Source organism: Neobacillus rhizophilus, from assembly GCF_018343535.1.
Taxonomy (GTDB): domain Bacteria; phylum Bacillota; class Bacilli; order Bacillales; family Cytobacillaceae; genus Neobacillus; species Neobacillus rhizophilus.
The window spans coordinates 549,305-567,485 of record NZ_JAGYPF010000001.1 but is presented as its reverse complement, the minus strand read 5'-3'; the positions used below and the strand labels follow the sequence as shown (position 1 = coordinate 567,485).

At 41.3% G+C, this 18,181-nt stretch carries 19 protein-coding genes; 13 read left to right on the top strand and 6 right to left on the bottom strand.

Translation table 11 applies throughout. The annotated features are described in order from the left end of the window. The first annotated feature begins 258 nt into the window (after window positions 1-258). The 4 genes from KHA99_RS02720 to KHA99_RS02705 all read left to right on the top strand — a co-directional run bounded on the left by KHA99_RS02720 (window position 259) and on the right by KHA99_RS02705 (window position 4,973). Window positions 259-1,776 carry a class I adenylate-forming enzyme family protein gene (locus KHA99_RS02720; protein WP_213115888.1) on the top strand — a complete coding sequence of 506 codons (1,518 nt, stop codon included), beginning with the start codon at window positions 259-261 and terminating at the stop codon, window positions 1,774-1,776. A 44-nt stretch (window positions 1,777-1,820) separates the two neighbouring features. After that, window positions 1,821-2,714: a R2-like ligand-binding oxidase gene (locus tag KHA99_RS02715; RefSeq protein ID WP_213115887.1), complete on the top strand. Its 894-nt coding sequence runs from the start codon at window positions 1,821-1,823 to the stop codon at window positions 2,712-2,714. 363 nt (window positions 2,715-3,077) lie between these two features. Beyond that, window positions 3,078-3,938, top strand: coding sequence for a GNAT family N-acetyltransferase (locus KHA99_RS02710; RefSeq protein WP_249366402.1), 861 nt, complete (start codon window positions 3,078-3,080; stop codon window positions 3,936-3,938). A gap of 99 nt (window positions 3,939-4,037) precedes the next feature. Then, window positions 4,038-4,973 carry a manganese-dependent inorganic pyrophosphatase gene (locus tag KHA99_RS02705; RefSeq protein WP_213115886.1) on the top strand — a complete coding sequence of 312 codons (936 nt, stop codon included), beginning with the start codon at window positions 4,038-4,040 and terminating at the stop codon, window positions 4,971-4,973. A 59-nt stretch (window positions 4,974-5,032) separates the two neighbouring features. Here KHA99_RS02705 and KHA99_RS02700 read toward each other — a convergent pair whose 3' ends face one another. Beyond that, window positions 5,033-5,692 carry a hypothetical protein gene (locus tag KHA99_RS02700; protein ID WP_213115885.1) on the bottom strand — a complete coding sequence of 220 codons (660 nt, stop codon included), beginning with the start codon at window positions 5,690-5,692 and terminating at the stop codon, window positions 5,033-5,035. A gap of 134 nt (window positions 5,693-5,826) precedes the next feature. On the opposite strand from KHA99_RS02700, the gene KHA99_RS02695 reads away from it, so the two are divergent. Further along, the gene (locus KHA99_RS02695; protein WP_213115884.1) at window positions 5,827-6,522 is read left to right on the top strand and encodes a Dph6-related ATP pyrophosphatase; all 696 of its coding nucleotides are present in this window, start codon (window positions 5,827-5,829) and stop codon (window positions 6,520-6,522) included. A 3-nt stretch (window positions 6,523-6,525) separates the two neighbouring features. Continuing rightward, entirely contained in the window at window positions 6,526-7,104 is a 579-nt protein-coding gene (locus KHA99_RS02690) for a DNA-3-methyladenine glycosylase I (protein WP_213115883.1), read from the top strand. Window positions 7,105-7,127: 23 nt separating this feature from the next. On the opposite strand, the gene serC is transcribed toward KHA99_RS02690, so the two are convergent. After that, window positions 7,128-8,225 (bottom strand): 3-phosphoserine/phosphohydroxythreonine transaminase, encoded by a 1,098-nt coding sequence (serC, locus tag KHA99_RS02685; RefSeq protein WP_213115882.1) that lies wholly within the window; start codon window positions 8,223-8,225, stop codon window positions 7,128-7,130. 180 nt (window positions 8,226-8,405) lie between these two features. Next, window positions 8,406-8,558 (bottom strand): hypothetical protein, encoded by a 153-nt coding sequence (locus KHA99_RS02680; protein ID WP_213115881.1) that lies wholly within the window; start codon window positions 8,556-8,558, stop codon window positions 8,406-8,408. A 286-nt stretch (window positions 8,559-8,844) separates the two neighbouring features. On the opposite strand from KHA99_RS02680, the gene KHA99_RS02675 reads away from it, so the two are divergent. Both KHA99_RS02675 and KHA99_RS02670 read left to right on the top strand, forming a co-directional pair. Further along, window positions 8,845-9,492, top strand: a complete 648-nt coding sequence (locus KHA99_RS02675; RefSeq protein WP_213115880.1) for a TetR/AcrR family transcriptional regulator — start codon at window positions 8,845-8,847, stop codon at window positions 9,490-9,492. 20 nt (window positions 9,493-9,512) lie between these two features. Continuing rightward, window positions 9,513-9,980, top strand: a complete 468-nt coding sequence (locus KHA99_RS02670) for a CBS domain-containing protein (RefSeq protein WP_213115879.1) — start codon at window positions 9,513-9,515, stop codon at window positions 9,978-9,980. 56 nt (window positions 9,981-10,036) lie between these two features. Here the strand turns inward: KHA99_RS02670 and KHA99_RS31670 are convergent, their stop codons facing one another. Continuing rightward, window positions 10,037-10,189, bottom strand: a complete 153-nt coding sequence (locus KHA99_RS31670; protein ID WP_481819248.1) for a YuzK family famiily protein — start codon at window positions 10,187-10,189, stop codon at window positions 10,037-10,039. Between the two features lie 385 nt (window positions 10,190-10,574). Here KHA99_RS31670 and KHA99_RS02665 point away from each other — a divergent pair, with 385 nt between their 5' ends. The 5 genes from KHA99_RS02665 to KHA99_RS02645 all read left to right on the top strand — a co-directional run bounded on the left by KHA99_RS02665 (window position 10,575) and on the right by KHA99_RS02645 (window position 15,520). Continuing rightward, the gene (locus tag KHA99_RS02665) at window positions 10,575-12,995 is read left to right on the top strand and encodes a heavy metal translocating P-type ATPase (RefSeq protein WP_213115878.1); all 2,421 of its coding nucleotides are present in this window, start codon (window positions 10,575-10,577) and stop codon (window positions 12,993-12,995) included. Window positions 12,996-13,068: 73 nt separating this feature from the next. Further along, window positions 13,069-13,884, top strand: coding sequence for a DUF8832 domain-containing protein (locus tag KHA99_RS02660; protein WP_213115877.1), 816 nt, complete (start codon window positions 13,069-13,071; stop codon window positions 13,882-13,884). Between the two features lie 68 nt (window positions 13,885-13,952). Further along, complete coding sequence (locus KHA99_RS02655) at window positions 13,953-14,291, top strand: metal-sensitive transcriptional regulator (protein WP_213115876.1); 339 nt, start codon at window positions 13,953-13,955, stop codon at window positions 14,289-14,291. Window positions 14,292-14,305: 14 nt separating this feature from the next. Further along, window positions 14,306-14,512, top strand: coding sequence for a copper chaperone CopZ (copZ, locus tag KHA99_RS02650; RefSeq protein WP_213115875.1), 207 nt, complete (start codon window positions 14,306-14,308; stop codon window positions 14,510-14,512). Between the two features lie 111 nt (window positions 14,513-14,623). Next, window positions 14,624-15,520 (top strand): carbohydrate kinase family protein, encoded by an 897-nt coding sequence (locus KHA99_RS02645; protein ID WP_213115874.1) that lies wholly within the window; start codon window positions 14,624-14,626, stop codon window positions 15,518-15,520. Window positions 15,521-15,560: 40 nt separating this feature from the next. On the opposite strand, the gene KHA99_RS02640 is transcribed toward KHA99_RS02645, so the two are convergent. Both KHA99_RS02640 and KHA99_RS02635 read right to left on the bottom strand, forming a co-directional pair. Next, window positions 15,561-16,835, bottom strand: coding sequence for an MFS transporter (locus KHA99_RS02640; protein WP_213115873.1), 1,275 nt, complete (start codon window positions 16,833-16,835; stop codon window positions 15,561-15,563). Window positions 16,836-16,858: 23 nt separating this feature from the next. Beyond that, window positions 16,859-18,166, bottom strand: a complete 1,308-nt coding sequence (locus tag KHA99_RS02635) for an alkaline phosphatase family protein (protein WP_213115872.1) — start codon at window positions 18,164-18,166, stop codon at window positions 16,859-16,861. Window positions 18,167-18,181 lie beyond the last annotated feature (15 nt).

The following is an 18,181-nucleotide window of genomic DNA, read 5'->3' as shown; positions in this document are numbered from 1 at the left end:
CGCAATAAAAAAACAGTGGCAATACATTGTCACTGTTTTTTCTAGAGCATAGAAAAAACGAGAAAAATGTCAAACGGTAATTATTGTATTTTTAGAATATTTTGTTTATAGTAATTGTTAGTGAAATACCAACTAATTAGTATGAAAGGGGGAGTCTTTTCCTTATATTAAAAAAGAGATTTTTAAAATGATAGCGGTTTCAAAAGGCTAGTAATTCTAAATAGTTTAATAGATGCAAGAGTTAAAGGAGAGAATTTTGTGAAGTTAAAAGATCTTCTTGAAACGAATATTGACCAATTTGGTGAATATCCGTTTTTATACTTCAAAGAAAAGACCTTTACGAATGTGCAAACGAAGGAATATGCCGACGAATTGGCAAACGGCTTGAAAAAGCTAGGTGTCGAAAAAGGCGACCGCGTTATGGTCTGTATGCCAAATTGTCCGGAAGTCCTTATTGCCTACCAAGGAATTACCCGTACGGGGGCCATCATCGTTCCAGTCATGTTTACGCTTCATCCGAAAGAGCTACATTATATTGTCCTAAATTCCGGGGCAAAAGCAGTCATTACTTCCTCTTATGTTCTTCCAAATGTAGAAAAATCCTTAGAAGGGCTGCCTGTAAAACCCGAATTGATTGTTGCAGATCAGCCAACAAATGAAAAAGCTAAAAATATTTATGATGTGATGGTTCAAGATGACAATCTTTATTATGATGATGTCCAGCCTGAGGACACCGCAGTCATCCTTTATACATCCGGAACAACCGGAAATCCAAAAGGGGTTATATTAACACATAAAAATTTATATTCGAATGCCGAAAACTCGGCAAAACATAATGAAACTGAGCGTGGAACCACCCTGGGTGTCCTCCCGCTTGCACATGTATATGGGTTGACAGTTTCAAATGTGTTGTACTTAACCGGAAGTTCCATTGTTGTTTTTCCTAACTTTGATGTAAAGGAAGTACTTAATGCTATTGAAAAGCATAAAGTGAAATCGTTTTCCGGAGTTCCGGCAATGATTTATGCGCTTGTGTCCTACCCAGAGGCAGATCATTACGATACTTCCAGTCTAGAATCGATAGGTTCAGGGTCTGCGCCGCTTCCAGTAGCCTTGCTGTACGCATTTGAGAAAAAGTTTGGCGCGAAGGTTTTTGAAGGATACGGTCTGTCAGAGGCAGCACCGGTTGTAACAGCCCATCGCAAAGGTATCGAAATTAAGCCAGGTTCTGTAGGCATTCCGATTCCTGGTGTTGAAGTGAAAATAGTCGACGAAAATGGTGTGGAAGTTCCTTGCGGCGAAGTAGGTGAGCTGATTGTCCGCGGGGATAATGTGACCCCTGGTTACTATCAAAATGAAGAAGAATCTCGGAAAGTGTTAAAAGATGGGTGGCTATGCACGGGAGATATGGCCCGGCAGGATGATGATGGCTACCTCTATATAGTTGATAGAAAGAAAGATTTGATTATCCGAGGAGGCTTTAATCTTTATCCTCGCGATGTTGAAGAAATTATAAATGGTCATGAGCAGGTTGCTGAAGCGGCTGTTGTCGGCATACCGGATGAACGGATGGGGGAAGAGATGGTTGCCTGTGTAGTCAAAAAAGCTGGTTCAGAGCTAACAGAGGAAGAATTGATCCGTTTTTGCCAAGACCATTTAGCAAAAAACAAAACACCACGGCGGATTGTGTTCCTAGATTCACTGCCAAGAAACGGTGTTGGAAAGATTTTGAAAACGCATCTTCGCAAAACAGCTGCAGATATTGTGGTTCGTTAACAGCTGATTTTCACAAAAAGGAAATGATGAGAGGAGAATGTTTTATGGAAAAAAGAACGATTTTGACAACAAGCAGCCGCGGTTTGATGGAGGATTCCTTTCCTTACCGACTTTATCAGAAGGCGAAGAGGGTAGGAACCTGGAATCCAGCAGATATTGATTTCAGCCAAGATCAAAAAGATTGGCAAGCAATGAATAATACGCAAAGGGAAGACATCCTACGGCTCATTTCTATGTTCCAGGCAGGAGAAGAGGCTGTAACATTGGATTTGCTGCCGCTCATCATGGCTATTGCCAAAGAAGGGCGTCTCGAGGAGGAAATGTTTTTAACAACATTTTTATACGAGGAAGCAAAGCACACAGAATTTTTCCGCAGGGTGTTAAATGCGATTGGGGAGACTGGCGACTTGTCACATTTTCATTCAGAAACCTATCAGCATATTTTCCATGAAATCCTGCCAACTGCAATGGAACGTCTAGTTACCGATCAATCGCCGGAAGCCATTGCTGAGGCATCGGTTGTTTACAACATGTTTGTGGAAGGGGTACTGGCAGAAACCGGATATTTCTCCTTCTATCAATCTCTGGAAACAGCGGGAATCATGCCGGGGCTTATGGAGGGAATCGGCAATTTGAAACGGGATGAATCCCGGCATATCGGATATGGGACCTTCCTGCTGCAGCGGTTAATTTGCGAACATCCTCATCTCTATGAATTTATTGCCGCAAGGATGGGGGAATTGGCCCCGCTGGCGATCAAACTTAATCAAGAAGGGATAGACGGAAAAGAGGTAAGTTCGTTTGGCGGTAACCCTGATGATGTCATGAATTTCACCATGAAGCAGCTTGCTGTTCGCATGGAAGTTTTAGCGAGGGCGAAGGGAAAGAAAATCGAAGAGATTTATAAAGTGACGGAAAGCGAGATAGGAGTACTATAAAGTCGGCAAAAGTAATCGAAAAAATTCGTTTACTGGAGCATAAAGTTGGCTTGCCGGCTGATTTTAGTGAATACAATATTAGTGGAGAGGCACTACAAATGGTAATCCCGGCAGTCATGAAGGATCCTGCCGCATTAAACTTCCCAATGCCGCCGGAACTAATAGCGACAATTGGACAGAGGGTTTTCCTTTGACGGTTAAATAATGTTAGTTGAAATCATCCCATTATGGATTTTTTCTCGTCCATAATGGGATTATTTTTCTTATGGATTGTAAAAACTGGAAGGTTTTGGTTTAATTAAAATAAACTATTTAGTCTATTTTATTTTAATTTTCTTCAACGCTATTTAAGGGGGCCGACTCATGAGTATTCTTTTTAAAAAATTATCTGAATGTCAAATAACGGACATTATCACGGCCTGGAATCGCGGTTTTGAAGGCTATTTTGTAAAATTGGAAATGTCTGCGGAGCTGTTTTTTGCTAGGTTGGTTAATGAGGGGCTTTCAATGAATCTATCGATTGTTGCTTTCGATGGTGATAAGCCTGTAGCAATTGTCTTAAACGGAGTGCGCCTAATTGATGGAAAAAAGACCGCTTGGAATGGAGGTACCGGAGTAGCCTCGGAATATCGTGGAAAAGGAGTTTCCAAGCTTTTAATGGAGGAGACTTTAAGGATTTACGCGGAAGAGGGGGTGGAGGTTGCCACTCTCGAAGCGATAAAGGAAAACGAACGGGCCATTCGTTTATATCAACGATATGGATATGAGATTGTTGATTCCCTTGTTCATTTAAATGGGTCTGAGGAATTCGAGTCAGTTTTAGCTGCATCTATCTGGGTAAAATCCATCCGTCCCGAACAATTGGCAACACTTTCTTTTTATAAAGAAAATGTACCTTGGCAATGCCAATGGCAAAGTGTCAGAAACGGTGAAGCACAAATTTTTTATGGAACAGGAAATGACCCTTTGGGCTATTGCTTGTTTAAAAGAATATGGAATGAACATGGAAAGGTAGAAAAAGTCGTTATCTATCAACTGGAGTTGTTTTCTGAAGTAAACAGTGATTTATTGAAAATTATTTTTGCCAGCATTTGCGGGGGAGCTGAAAAAACCGTAAACTTTATGACGGTCAATGCCTCCATCTCAAGTCCAATCATCGCATACCTAATGAGCCATGGATTTAATAAGATGACGGAACAAGTGCAGATGGTGAAATTTTTATAAAAAATTTTTGAATACTCTACCGTATTAATATATAATTTCCGGTAGGGATACCTTATTTGGCTTGTCCTTACATAATTTAATACGGTTAGGAGTAGGAACATGGAAAAAGTACTTATTTTTGGACATAAAAATCCAGACACAGATACGATTTGTTCTGCGCTTGCGTACGCAGACTTGAAAAAACAACTTGGACATGATGTTGAAGCAGTCCGCCTTGGCCAAATCAATGGCGAAACACAATATGCCCTTGATACCTTTAAGATAGAGGCACCACGTCTTGTTGAAACTGTTGCTTCTGAAGTTAACTCTGTTATTTTGGTAGACCACAATGAACGCCAACAAAGTGCGAACGACATCACCGATGTTAAAGTGCTTGAGGTAATTGACCATCACCGCATTGCAAATTTTGAAACAAGCGATCCGTTATATTATCGCTGTGAGCCAGTCGGCTGTACGGCCACAATTTTAAATAAAATGTACAAAGAAAATGGCAAGGAAATTAAGAAAGAAATCGCGGGACTTATGCTTTCAGCCATCATTTCTGATTCCTTATTATTCAAATCGCCAACCTGCACGGCTGAAGATGTTGCTGCAGCTCGTGAATTAGCAGATCTTGCCGGAGTAGATGCGCAAGCGTACGGTTTAGAAATGCTGAAGGCTGGTGCGGATTTAAGCGACAAGTCTGTAGCTGATTTATTAACACTGGATGCAAAAGAATTTGACATGGGCGGAAGCAAAGTAGAAATTGCCCAAGTCAATGCTGTAGATACTGCGGAAGTTCTCGCCCGCAAAGAAGAATTAGAAGCAGCTATTTCTAAGAAAATCGATGAGAAGAATCTGGACTTATTCTTATTGGTAGTGACTGATATTCTAAACAATGATTCAGTAGGGTTAGCGCTTGGAAATAAAGCTGCTGCAGTGGAAAAGGCTTATAATGTGACCCTTGATGACAATACTGCGACGTTAAGAGGAGTCGTTTCCCGTAAGAAACAAATCGTGCCGGTATTAACAGACGCTTTCACAAAGGGTGTTTAAGTTTAAGATAGGAGAACGTTCATGCTCTTTAAGGCATGAACGTTTTTTGTTGTCATCATTTATGGTTTATCTGTCAGCTTTGGACGCTCATCATTATTTTGATTCATCAGGAAGAAGGTCAGCGGCTTATCAGAACCTGTCATCAGTTTATAGACATAGGAGGAGGTAAGTTTGTAGCCATCCTCGATTTTGGAGGCCAAATAATTGGTCCGTTCAAATAGGATGGACCGAATAAAGTTCAACTGCCGTGAAATTTTCTCTGTTAATGCTTCTTGATAATCCAATCGTTTAAGGACGTCTTCTTGAAACTCCTCTTGCTTGTTCATTTTGGCAGAGATTTGATTTTGAAACTCCTCTTGGCTGTTCAATTTCTCTGTTACTTCTTTTTGAAAAACGGTTTGTCGATTTAATTTGTCCGCTATTTCCTCTTGGAATTTTTCCTGCATTCTCATCATTTCTTGATGCGATTGGCTGCTTTTTTGCAAGTCATTCAATTGACTGCCGATATCATTCCAATGGCTAGTTTGGGATTCTTCCTGCTTAAGAGTACGAATTTGCAGTTCCCTTAATGTTTTTCTTAAGGCGGCATTCGCTATTTCCTGTTCCTTGATTAATTCAGTCAGGAAATCCTGTCTTGAATATGACTGATTAGGGGCATTGAGCGTTTGTTTATTTTCAAAAACATTGGGATGTTCACGTTTATTAATGTATAAACCCATACCTCACTCCACTCCTTTTTGTAATATTTTATGCTTCCAAAACATTAGAGGGGACACGTTTGGGCTAAGTGCTCTTTTTCGCTTTTCTAGCCCCGGCAAATTATAATGGTAGAAGGGGAAGAGGTGATTTTTTCGTGGCAAAAAAAAGAGCTGCGTTATCATTCAGTGGAAAAGATTCTACACTGGCATTGCACGAACTCCTTCATGGGGAAGAATATGAGGTTGAATTTTTGTTTACAACAGTGACTGAAGGCTTTAATCGGACAAGCATACATGGAGTAAGGGAGGAACTGTTGGACGTACAGGCGGAATCTATTGGCATTCCATTAAGAAAAATTTTTATTCCAGAGCAATGCTCCAATGAAGTATACGGGGAAATAATGAATCGGGAATTAGCTGAATTGAAGGCGAGTGGGATTGACCATATTGTATTTGGCGACCTATTTCTTGAGGATATCCGCAAGTACCGTGAAGAACAGTTAAAACCCTTAGGTTTTACAGCGGTTTTTCCGCTTTGGGGTCAGAATACTACAGATTTAATTCACCGCTTTTTGTCACTAGGGTATAAAACAATTATAACCTGTGTAGATATGAACAAACTGTCTGAGGATTTTTCCGGTAGAGAAATTAATGACGGGTTTATGGAAGCACTGCCTGAAGGAGTGGACCCTTGCGGTGAAAATGGGGAGTATCATTCGTTTGTATATGATGGCCCAATTTTTAATAAGCCAATCCGGTTTCAAGTTGGCGAGAAAAAGTTTTCAAAAGATGTATACACTGGTGAAACAAGATTTTGCTTTACTGATTTAATTCCATTAAGGGAGTTTTGATTTATGAATCGCTGCGGCTGGGTTAATCAAGACCCATTATATATTGATTATCATGACCACGAGTGGGGAGTCCCGGTTCATGACGACCGTTTGTTGTTTGAATATTTGAATTTGGAAGGTGCACAAGCTGGCCTTAGTTGGTATACGATTTTAAAAAAGCGGGAGAATTATCGGAGGGCGTTTGACAATTTTGAGGCGAAAAAAATTGTTCTATATGATGATCAAAAGATTGAAGAATTATTACATAATGAAGGTATTGTTCGAAACCGTTTAAAAATAAATGCGGTAATTGGGAATGCCAAAGCTTTTTTGAAGGTAGTTGAGGAATTTGGATCCTTTAGTTCTTATATTTGGTCTTTCGTTGATGGTAAGCCGATGGTCAATCATTTCAAAGAAATGAAAGACGTGCCTGCTACCACTGAGATAAGCGATAAATTGAGCAAGGATCTAAAAAAGCGCGGCTTTAAATTCGTCGGCTCCACCATCTGCTACGCCTTCATGCAAGCAGTAGGAATGGTCAATGACCATATTGAAAGCTGTGAAATGAAACGTGGGGACGGTTCTTTTGCCTCAAAAATTTGAGGCATTAGAACCGTCCCCATGTTTTATCCGTTTTGCTTTTGGAACTGTTCCATAAATTCGCTGAATGCTTTGCAGGATTCGTATGGAACGGCGTTGTAGGTGGATGCGCGGCAGCCTCCGATGGAGCGGTGGCCGTTTACACCGATAAAGCCTTCTTGCTTGGCTTGCACTAAAAATGCTTTTTCCAGCTCTTCAGATTTTAAGTTAAAGGTAATATTCATTAGGGAGCGGCTGTCGTTTTCAGCGTGACCGATGTAGAAACCATTGCTATTATCAATAGCGTCGTAGATAACCTTCGCCTTTTCCTCATTCCGTCTGACAACTTCCTCAAGGCCGCCAATTTCCTGTACCCAGCCAAGAACCTCACCGAGCATATAGATGCCGAAGGTTGGCGGAGTGTTATATAAGGAATTGTTTTTTGCATGAGTGCTGTACTTTAACATGGTAGGGATATTAGAATTAGCCTTCTCAAGAAACTCCTTGCGAACAATTACCACCGTAACACCGGAAGGTCCAAGGTTTTTCTGGGCACCCGCATAAATCATGGAGAACTTGCTGACATCAACAGGCTTGGATAAAATATCGCTGGACATGTCCGCAATTAACGGAACATTGCCAGTAGCAGGGAATTCCTTCCATTGCGTTCCGTAAATTGTATTATTTGAGGTCAAATGTAAATAGGCCTCGTCACCTTGAAATTGTATTTCCGCTAGTCTAGGTATGCGGCGGTATTTGCCTTCTTTTGATGACGCCGCCTGAGAAACTTCACCAAATAGCTTGGCTTCGGCAAAAGCCTTTTCTGACCAAGATCCAGTCATCACATAACCCGCTTTTTTTCCTTCTCCCAAAAAGTTCATCGGAATCATCGAAAATTGAAGGCTTGCTCCACCTTGCAAAAAGAGTACTTCATAATTATCAGGAATACTCATTAAATCCTTTAGGTGCGCGATCGCCTGATTATGTACCTCTTCATAGGCAGCACTGCGGTGGCTTAATTCCATGATTGACATTCCTGTGCCACGGAAATCGATCAGCTCCTGCTGGGCTTTTTCCAGTACAGAAAGAGGAAGAGCAGATGGGCCGGCATTGAAATTATAGGCTCGTTTGATGTCTAGTTTCATTTCGTTCACTCCCATGTTTTTTTAATATATATGAATATATCATATTTTCGTATTATTTTGACAGGAAATTTTATTCCTTTACAGAGTTAAAGGTTTGTTCAAATTTTAAACAAAAAAATAGCCTGCCACTAATGCTAGCAGCAGACCGACAAAATACTTCTATGTTTAAATATAAATCACTTAACTTTCAGCAAGAAAATCCTTTTTTGGCAGAGTAATGATCTTTCCGCCAATTTGAACGTGAACGGTATCGTTGAAAATGGCTTTTACTATTCCTTTTAAGGAAATAGTTGAATTTACCGAGATTTTTTTAGAGTCAGATTGATTGGCCATATGGATCAACACCTTTCAAAATTAATAAACCCAATATAAAAAATAAGATTACCCTATATTATTCGGAAAAATATGTTGATATCCTTCCTGACAAAACCTGTTTTTTAAAAAATTTTAAAAAAGTTGTTCATGTTAGACGAATTCCTTTAATCCAGGGGTGTTATGGGAGGAAATGAATAACATGAACTATAGTTCAAGTATTACATCCAGCTATAAACTTGTCAACAAAAAGATGAACTGTAGTTCACTTTTTGTTTTTGTGCTATAATAAGCCCGAGGTGGTCCTATGACTGAACGTGAAGATTTGCTTGTAGGTGAATATCCGATTCTTCCTAAACAAGAACGGGCCCAACAAAAAAGAAATGCTCTCTTGGAAAGCGGGCGAATTTTGTTTATTGAAAAAGGGTATGAGCAAACAACCGCAAAGGAAATCGCGGCCCGTGCAGGGGTTGCTACCGGTACCTTTTATCGCTATTTTTCAGATAAACGGCAGCTATTAATGTCCCTTTTGGAGGATAAAATAGATGAATTGCTCCCTCCTGAACCAAATTGGACTACCGGAAACCCTGAACTATTATTGGCATCATTATTAGAATCGCATATGAAACGGCTTAACGGAATGGGGCTTCACCGCGTTTTGCCAGAACTACTGCATAAGGATTCTGAACTTGCCGAGGTGTTAAAAGAAGCCAGAAAGAAAATCCATTCAAGAATTCTTACCGGATTGAAGCGTGCTTATGATTTAGGGTTAACCTGGAAGGATTTGGATTTAGAAAAGGTTGCCTGGTCCATCATGGTGTTGGCAGAGAGTGGAAATACAGAAATGGGTGAACACTGTAAAAAAGAGGACTTTTTTGGATTGGCAAAGGTCATTTGCCGCATTGTTTTCCCTCCTGATGTACTGAAGAAATTACTTATTGAAAATGAAGAATAAATGGAGAGCGGTGACTAGCGATGAAAGTAAGAGATTTTATGATAATGAACGTCATTACAGCCAAACCAACTGATACCATTAAAGATGTTATGAAAATTTTTGTGGAAAAGAAAATTGGCGGCGTGCCTGTTGTAGATGGCGAGGGTAAATTATGCGGCATTGTAACAGACGGGGATATCTTAAGAGCCATTAAACCCATTGATCGGCAAATTTATAATTATTTTACCTTTATGACATATATCGCCGAGGAGGATTTAGAAAGCCGCTTGAGTGAAATGGCAGGAAGGGAAATCATAAAGATTGCCAAAACAAACGGAATTGTCACTGTTCATCCTGATGATGACATGAAAAAGGTTGTCTCCCTCTTATCCAAGCACCATTTTAAAAAATTGCCTGTGTTAAATGGAAATAATCGTGTTATCGGTGTCCTCAGCAGGGGCGATGTGATTCGAAGCATCCAACAAACCATTATTGATGAGATGGATTGAAGAATGAAAAGGTGCCAGGTACTTTCATGAAAGAGAGCCTGACACCTTTTTTAGTGTTAAGTATGAAATTTGCGTCCAATATCGGCAAGCAACATTTGTGATGTAAAATAATCCTGTTCGCGTCTTTTTTCAACTAATAACCGTATGTCATGATTCCGGCAATAAACCTTATAACAAACACCATGGGCATTAAGAAGTGCTTTCTCCATTTCACTCGTGTACTTCAAACGTAAATGTTGGATGTTAAAACCCTCCTTTAGTTATTAAGTTCATCTTACCATTGAACAGTTTTTTTCGACAAAGCCCGTAAAGTGGGAAATCTTGCTATATTTAGGACTGAGATGGCCTCCTGTTCCCTGAACCTGCAGATCCATACAATCCCTCCAATATCCTCTTGATTTAACCTTGTTTTCCAATGATTTACCAAAAATACGGCCCCATAATCAAAATTTCGACCCAAATAAGCCCAATTATAAAAAACTGGAAAAAGTTTTTATTTTTTTGTTGACATTATAGGGTAGGGGGGTATAGTATAAATATATAAGGTAAATATTAAAGTTGAAATCAACTCCAAAAGTTAGGGGGAAGAAGAAAATGAGTAATGCCACCAAAGAAGTCCAATTACCGATAACAGGCATGACCTGTGCAGCCTGTGCAACACGAATCGAAAAGGGCTTAAATAAATTAGAAGGCGTTCAGGAAGCAAACGTGAACCTGGCGCTTGAAAAAGCAGCAATCAAGTATGACCCAGCACAAACAAACACGGAAAACTTTGTTAAAAAGATAAATGATCTCGGCTATGGAGTTATCACCGAGAAAGCCGAATTTGACATCATCGGAATGACCTGTGCTGCTTGCGCTACGAGAATCGAAAAGGGGATTAACAAACTCGAGGGAGTCACAAAAGCCACTGTCAACCTGGCACTTGAAACAGCATCCGTCGAATACAATTCGGCCCAAGTCAATATTCAGGAAATCATCCAAAAGGTAGAAAAAATCGGCTATGAAGCCAAAGTGAAACAGGATAAAAATTCGGAAAGCGTCGACCACCGTCAAAAGGAAATCGAAAAACAAAAAGGTAAATTTATTTTTTCACTGATTCTGTCATTCCCGTTATTATGGGCGATGGTCAGCCACTTTGAGTTTACATCCTTCATTTACCTGCCTGACATGCTGATGAACCCATGGGTTCAATTGGCCTTGGCGACACCAGTTCAATTTGTTGTTGGAAGGCAGTTTTATGTAGGAGCCTATAAGGCGCTAAGAAACGGAAGTGCCAACATGGACGTTCTTGTCGCACTTGGTACATCTGCTGCCTACTTTTACAGCTTATATTTAACCATTATGACCATTGTGTCAGGCGAACAAATGGTGGAACTCTATTTTGAAACCAGTGCGGTCCTGATAACCTTGATCATCTTAGGAAAATTGTTCGAAGCCCGCGCTAAAGGACGCTCATCTGAAGCCATCAAAAAGTTAATGGGGCTCCAAGCCAAAACGGCAACTGTATTGAGGGATGGAAAAGAACTTGAAATCGCATTAGCAGAAGTAGTAGTCGGGGACATTATCTATGTAAAGCCTGGCGAAAAAATTCCTGTCGACGGAGAAATCATCGAAGGTAGCTCTGCCCTTGATGAATCGATGCTGACAGGCGAAAGCGTCCCAATTGATAAAACCGTTGGCGACCCAGTTATCGGCGCTACCATCAACAAAAACGGCTTTTTGAAAATAAAGGCTACAAAGGTTGGAAGGGACACCGCCTTAGCGCAAATTATAAAAGTGGTTGAAGAAGCACAAGGCTCAAAAGCGCCGATTCAACGGCTCGCAGACCAAATTTCAGGAATTTTTGTACCAATCGTTGTTGGAATTGCTGTCGTAACCTTCTTGGTTTGGTTCATCTGGGTAAGCCCAGGCAACTTCGCTGAAGCGTTGGAAAAAATGATTGCTGTCCTGGTAATTGCTTGCCCTTGTGCATTGGGTCTTGCAACACCAACCTCGATTATGGCCGGTTCTGGCCGGGCCGCAGAGGCTGGTGTTCTATTCAAAGGTGGCGAGCATTTGGAAACAACCCACCGTATCACTACAGTGGTACTTGATAAAACAGGTACAGTTACAAATGGTAAACCAGTGTTAACTGATGTGATCATTGAAGGTAACTACTCCGAGAATACCTTCTTGCAGTTAGTCGGTTCGGCTGAAAAACAATCAGAGCATCCGCTTGCTGAGGCGATCGTAAGTGGTATTAAAGAAAAAGGCATCAACTTATTAGAAGCCGTCAGCCATTTCGAAGCCATACCGGGGTATGGAATAAACACTAACATCAATGGCCAGGAAATATTGATTGGCACTAGAAAATTAATGAATAAGTACGGAGTATCATTCGAGGCTGCTGCTGGAAAAATGGAAGCACTTGAAGAAACCGGTAAAACGGCAATGTTGGTTGCGATTGATAGGAAGTTTGCAGGTATCGTTGCAGTAGCAGACACAGTGAAAGAAACTTCTAAAGCAGCAATTCAAAAACTAAAGAATATGGGCCTAGAAGTCATCATGATGACCGGTGACAATATCCGCACGGCTACTGCGATTGCTAATGAAGTAGGGGTAGATAGCGTTATTGCCGAAGTTTTACCAGAGGGAAAAGCAGCGGAAGTGAAAAAGCTGCAGGAGCAGGGCCGCAAAGTTGCTATGGTCGGTGATGGCATAAACGACGCACCGGCACTTGCGGTCGCAGATATTGGCATGGCAATCGGAACCGGCACTGATGTCGCAATGGAAGCGGCAGATATAACGCTGATGAGAGGCGATCTTAACAGTATCGCCGATGCCATCTTTATGAGTAAAAAGACAATCCAAAACATTAAACAAAATCTATTCTGGGCATTTGGATACAATACATTGGGGATTCCAATTGCCGCAATCGGATTTCTAGTCCCATGGCTTGCCGGAGCGGCCATGGCATTTAGTTCCGTGTCAGTCGTATTAAACGCACTGCGATTACAAAGAGTGAAGCTTTAACAACAAAAAGCAATGGGGTGGCTGACTGTTGGGCAGCCATCCCAAAGAAATATTAACAAAGGGGTGTATGGTGATGAAAAAATGGGCGCTCGCAGCGATTGTATATTTGCTTGCCGTCAGCGGCGGATTTATCGTTTACGATGTTTACTTTGATAAAGAAGAGGTACCACATGGTGAAGCGGCAAGCCACGAAAGTAATGAAAAACACATTGCCTCAGAAGGACATGGGCATGAAGGGGGTGAGGTAAAGAACGGTGATGTAACACCTAATTTCACCTACAATAAAGGAAAAATAACGATTTATTTAAAGGACCAAAATGGCAATCCAGTTGATGACCTAGAGGTAAACCACGAAAAGCTGCTGCATCTAATCGTGGTAAATGATCAACTTGACCAATATTACCACTTGCATCCGGAAAAGGTTCGAGCAGGTCAGTTTGAAATCGCTTATGAATTAAAGGATGGTGCATATAAGGCCTTTATTGACATCAAGCCGAAAAAATTAAACTATCATGTCAAGCCTGCTGCGTTTACTGTTGGAGTATCACAGGAAACCCATCATCACAATCGCCTGAAAGCGGATGAAACATTCAAGAAAACAGTCGATGGAAAAACAGCTGAATTGGTTGTCAGTTCATTTGAGGCCGGTAAACCAGTTACTCTTGATTTTAAATTAGATGAATCCACATTAGAACCATATTTAGGAGCGGCAGGCCATGTCGTCATTCTCGATGAGGAAGCAAATCTATACTTGCATGTTCACCCACATAATGAAAAAGTACCGATCTTTGAAACTCAATTTGAAAGGCGGGGAACTTATAAAATTTGGGCTGAATTCAAACAGGAAGGAAAAGTTAGAGTGTTCTCCTATGTAATAGAAATAAAATAAATAGCTATTGTATTATCGATTTACGGTACGGGGGTATGATATAATTAGCAAAAAGGGAGGCGGGCCAAATGTCAATGGATGAAAAGGAATTAATGGATGAATCCTGCTGCCATACGGAGGAAAATCACCGCAAGAGTCACCATTCTGATAAGGTAAAAAGCAATCTTGTGACAAGACTGAACAGAATTGAAGGGCAGATTCGCGGCATTAAAGGGTTAATTGAAAAAGACACGTACTGTGATGAAGTGATCAACCAAATCGCGGCCACGCAGTCGGCCTTAAACAGCGTAGCGAAAATCCTGCTCGAAGGCCATATGAAGAGCTGTGTGGTGGAACGGATTCAGGAAGGCGATTTTGAAGTGATTGATGAGGTACTTGTAACCGTACAAAAATTAATGAAAAAATAACGGAGGAATGAAAAATGGAAAATGTAACATTAAATGTAAGCGGTATGTCTTGCGGCCATTGTGTCAAAGCGGTGGAAGGAAGCGTCGGTAAATTGGACGGCGTAAAAAATGTTTCCGTTAAGCTGGATATAGGTCAAGTCGATGTTGAGTTTGATCCAAACTTAGTATCCCTCAGCACGATTAAAGAAACAATTGATGATCAAGGATACGATGTAGAATAATAATGCTTGGCACCCAGATTAGCCTGGGTGTTTTCTTTTTACAAGGGGTAAATTTTTTTATAAAAATAGCTGTGGTAGAATGGTAGTTAAAGCTTGAAAAGAGGTGCGGCGTTGAGCAGGCAAGGTGTGATATCCCTCGGGGATGCGTTTATTGATTACATATCAAAGGATTCAACTAATACAATATTTCACAAGTTTCCCGGTGGGGCAACGGTAAATACTGCCGTTTGGACAAGCAGGATAGGAGTGCTTTCTTATTACTTAACGAAACTAGGAACGGACGAGGAAAGTGCTTTTGTGGAGATGGAGCTGGTAAAAGAGAAAGTGAACGTCGATTATTGTGTCCGTTCGCCTGAAAAAAGAATCTGCAGTGTTAAGGTACATATAAATCAATCGGGTGAGAGACAGTTTCATTCTTATAATAACCCAACTCCAGATTTACTTCTGACCACCAATGATCTTCCTGAGAAATTGTTTCAGCAGGGGAAGCTCTTTTATTTCGGTTCCGGGACACTTTTTCATGATATCGCAAGGGAAACGACACGCCAGGCACTCGAATATGCCCGTAAATGGGGGATGCTGACGGCATTTGATACAAATATCCGACTGCTACGTTGGGAATGCGAAAAGAAATGCCGGGAGACTGTCATTGCATTTGCCAAACAGGCCGATATCGTTAAAATGGCTGAAGATGAATTATTCTTTTTAACAGAAACTAATAATCTGGAGGAAGGTCTGCAGCTTATCTCTGAGTGGGGGATTCCGTTTCTGTTTATCACAATGGGCGGGAAAGGCTCCTGTGCCGTACATAAGGGACGAAGCATTTTCATTACTGGTGTGCAGGTTAAAGCTGTAGATACCACCGGCGCAGGTGATGCATTCATGGCGGCCATAATATCCCGCTTTCATAATCATGGTATGCCTCAAGATGATTTGAAATTAGAGGAATTTGTCCGATTTGCCAATGAAATCGGTGCGCGGGCAACGACGAAAGTGGGGGCATTGTAAACAAAAACAGCGAAGCACATGACTTCGCTGTTTTGTCTTTTTAATGGGTAATTGAATTTGATTGTGTAACCTGATTTGATTCTGGCACTCTCATTAAAATAATCGCACCTATGATGAACAAAACAATTAAGCTAAAAACACCGCTGTTGGTGTTTCCTGTCATCTGTGCGGTAAAACCGACTAAAAACGGTCCAAGGATGGCTGCAAATTTATAAAAGATGCTGTAAAATCCAAAGAACTCGTTGGCACTTTCTTTTGGTACCAATCTGGCGAAATAAGAGCGGCTGAGTGCTTGGATGCCGCCCTGAGAAGAGGCGACAAGCATGGCCAGAATCCAAAAGTCCAAAACAGTTTTTAAGAAATAGGCATAAGTACAAATGATGATATAAACGAAAATGCCAACGAGCAGCATCGTCTTGCCCTTAAACCGATCAGCAAGCTTGCCGTACAAAATGGCAAACGGCGCGGCCACGACCTGGGTGGCAAACAGGATGATTAACAGATTCGTAGAATCAATCCCCAAATCCGATCCGTATGCGGTTGACATCGTAATTATTGTGTTAACCCCGTCAATATAAAAGAAATAGGCAATTAAAAAGAGAAATAACGGGCGATACAGTTTAATTTTTTTAAACGTTATAAATAACTGTTTAAAGCCGTTGGAAACCGGGTTTGGGACGCGTTCCTTGTAATAAACCTGATTTACATTTTTTAACATCGGAATCGTGAATAGTCCCCACCATAAGGCGGTGATGGCAAAAGCGACTTGGCTGGCAACGGTGACAGACAATGGGAGAATGCTTTGTTGGGCCAAAATGATCAGGGCAATTCCCATAATGAACGGGATGGTACTGCCAATATAGCCCATCGCAAAACCGCGTGAAGAAATTTTGTTCATCCGCTCCTCAGTAGTGACATCAACAAGAAAGGCATCATAGAAAATGTTCGTTCCGCCGAAACCTATAACCGTAACCATATAGCAGATTAAAAGAATCATCCACTGGCTGTTTGGAACCACGGCGAGCAAAAAAGTAAAAATAACTCCTAATGCAAAGAAAAAGGTAAAAAATCGTTTCTTAAAGCCTCGGAAATCTGCAATGCTGCCAAGGACGGGGGCACAAATAGAGATTAATAGTGTCGCAAAAGAGTTGGCATAGCCCCAATAGGCAGTTGATGTTGCACCGACAAGCCCTGCCTCTTTGGCGGCTGCTTTGAAATATAACGGAAAAACAGCAGTGGTAATCAGGATAGAATAGGCGGAGTTGGCCCAATCGTAAAATACCCAGCTTTTTTCTTGCTTTGTCATCCGGCTCATATTTTTTCCCCCTAACTAAGTTTTTACAGTTTCAATAGCTCCTCAATTACTCTTCCATCAGTATCTCCTAAGCTGACACCAAGCAATCTCGCGAAGGTGGGCCCTTCATCAATAAGCCGGATGGATGGGAGTGTGATTGGTTGAATCCCTTTTCCTGCTGCCATAAGGATGGTTCCATATGCCTCTTTTACGGGTGAATAGCCGTGAGTAGCCAGGGTATATTTTTTATCTGCCTTTACATCTTCAGCTGTAATGGTTTTAATATAATCCCCCTCATAATCCTCTAAAAAGTAATACCCAAGGCTTGCTTCAATCATAAAGGCACATTCCCCATCCGCACCTCGCTCGGCAGCCTGACTGCCTGAAAGCACCTGTTCAATTCCCGAAGTTGGGTCCTGAATCATTTCAGACAATAAGGATTTTACTTTTTCATAAGTAATGGTGTCACTCGGATCTTTTATATAAATATATGCCGAACCGTCACAGCTTTTGCAGTATGCCTTCCATTTTACCAGCTTTCCGCGAGAGTTGGTGGTAATCAGATTATGTTCTTTAAATAGTACGTTTAAGTGTACAGCCTTATTTTCATCCAACGCGCTGTGGTCGCCGAGGACAACCACAGTGGAGTTATCTTTGATGCCGCTCTCCTCAAGTGCTACCATTATTCTGCCAAGCCTGCTGTGATGACGGTGGATTGCGGCAATTGCCTCATCAGATGAAAAACCATGGAAGTGACGCATGGAATCCAGGTCGGTAAAGTGGATCAGCATTAGGTTTGGTTTCTTTGTTTTAATCGTATCCACCGCTGCTTCTAAAACAAAATCATCCAATTCCGGCTGGCTTAAGCCGTTGCGGAGATGACCATACCGTTTATTGAGGTCCCATTGGAAGCGAGGAGTCCCGCTGGTGAGAGATACAAGAATTTGATTTTGCCATGGTCGGTTGGCGAAAATCTCGGGCATATTATAATCGATATCCGCTTTGCCGGTAACTGGCCATAACAAGGCGGCTGTAGTCATACCAGCTTTTTTTACTTCATCATAAAGGGTGGTCCCGCGAATCGAGCTGCGAAACCAATTCCAATCAGGAGATAAGCGTCCTGGCTGCAATAGGGTATTATTAATGACACCGTGTCTGTTGGGATATTTTCCCGTTACGATAGTGGCATGGCAAGGGTAGGTGACAGATGGGTATATACTCTCGACATTTTCCACCATGGCCCCGTTTTGTAGAATCGTCTTAAAGTGCGGTAATTCTTTAATGATGGGAAAATCTAAAGCGGAAAGACAGTCGAATGAGATAATGATGAGATGGTCGGTAAGTCGATTCAATAAAACCCCTCCGAA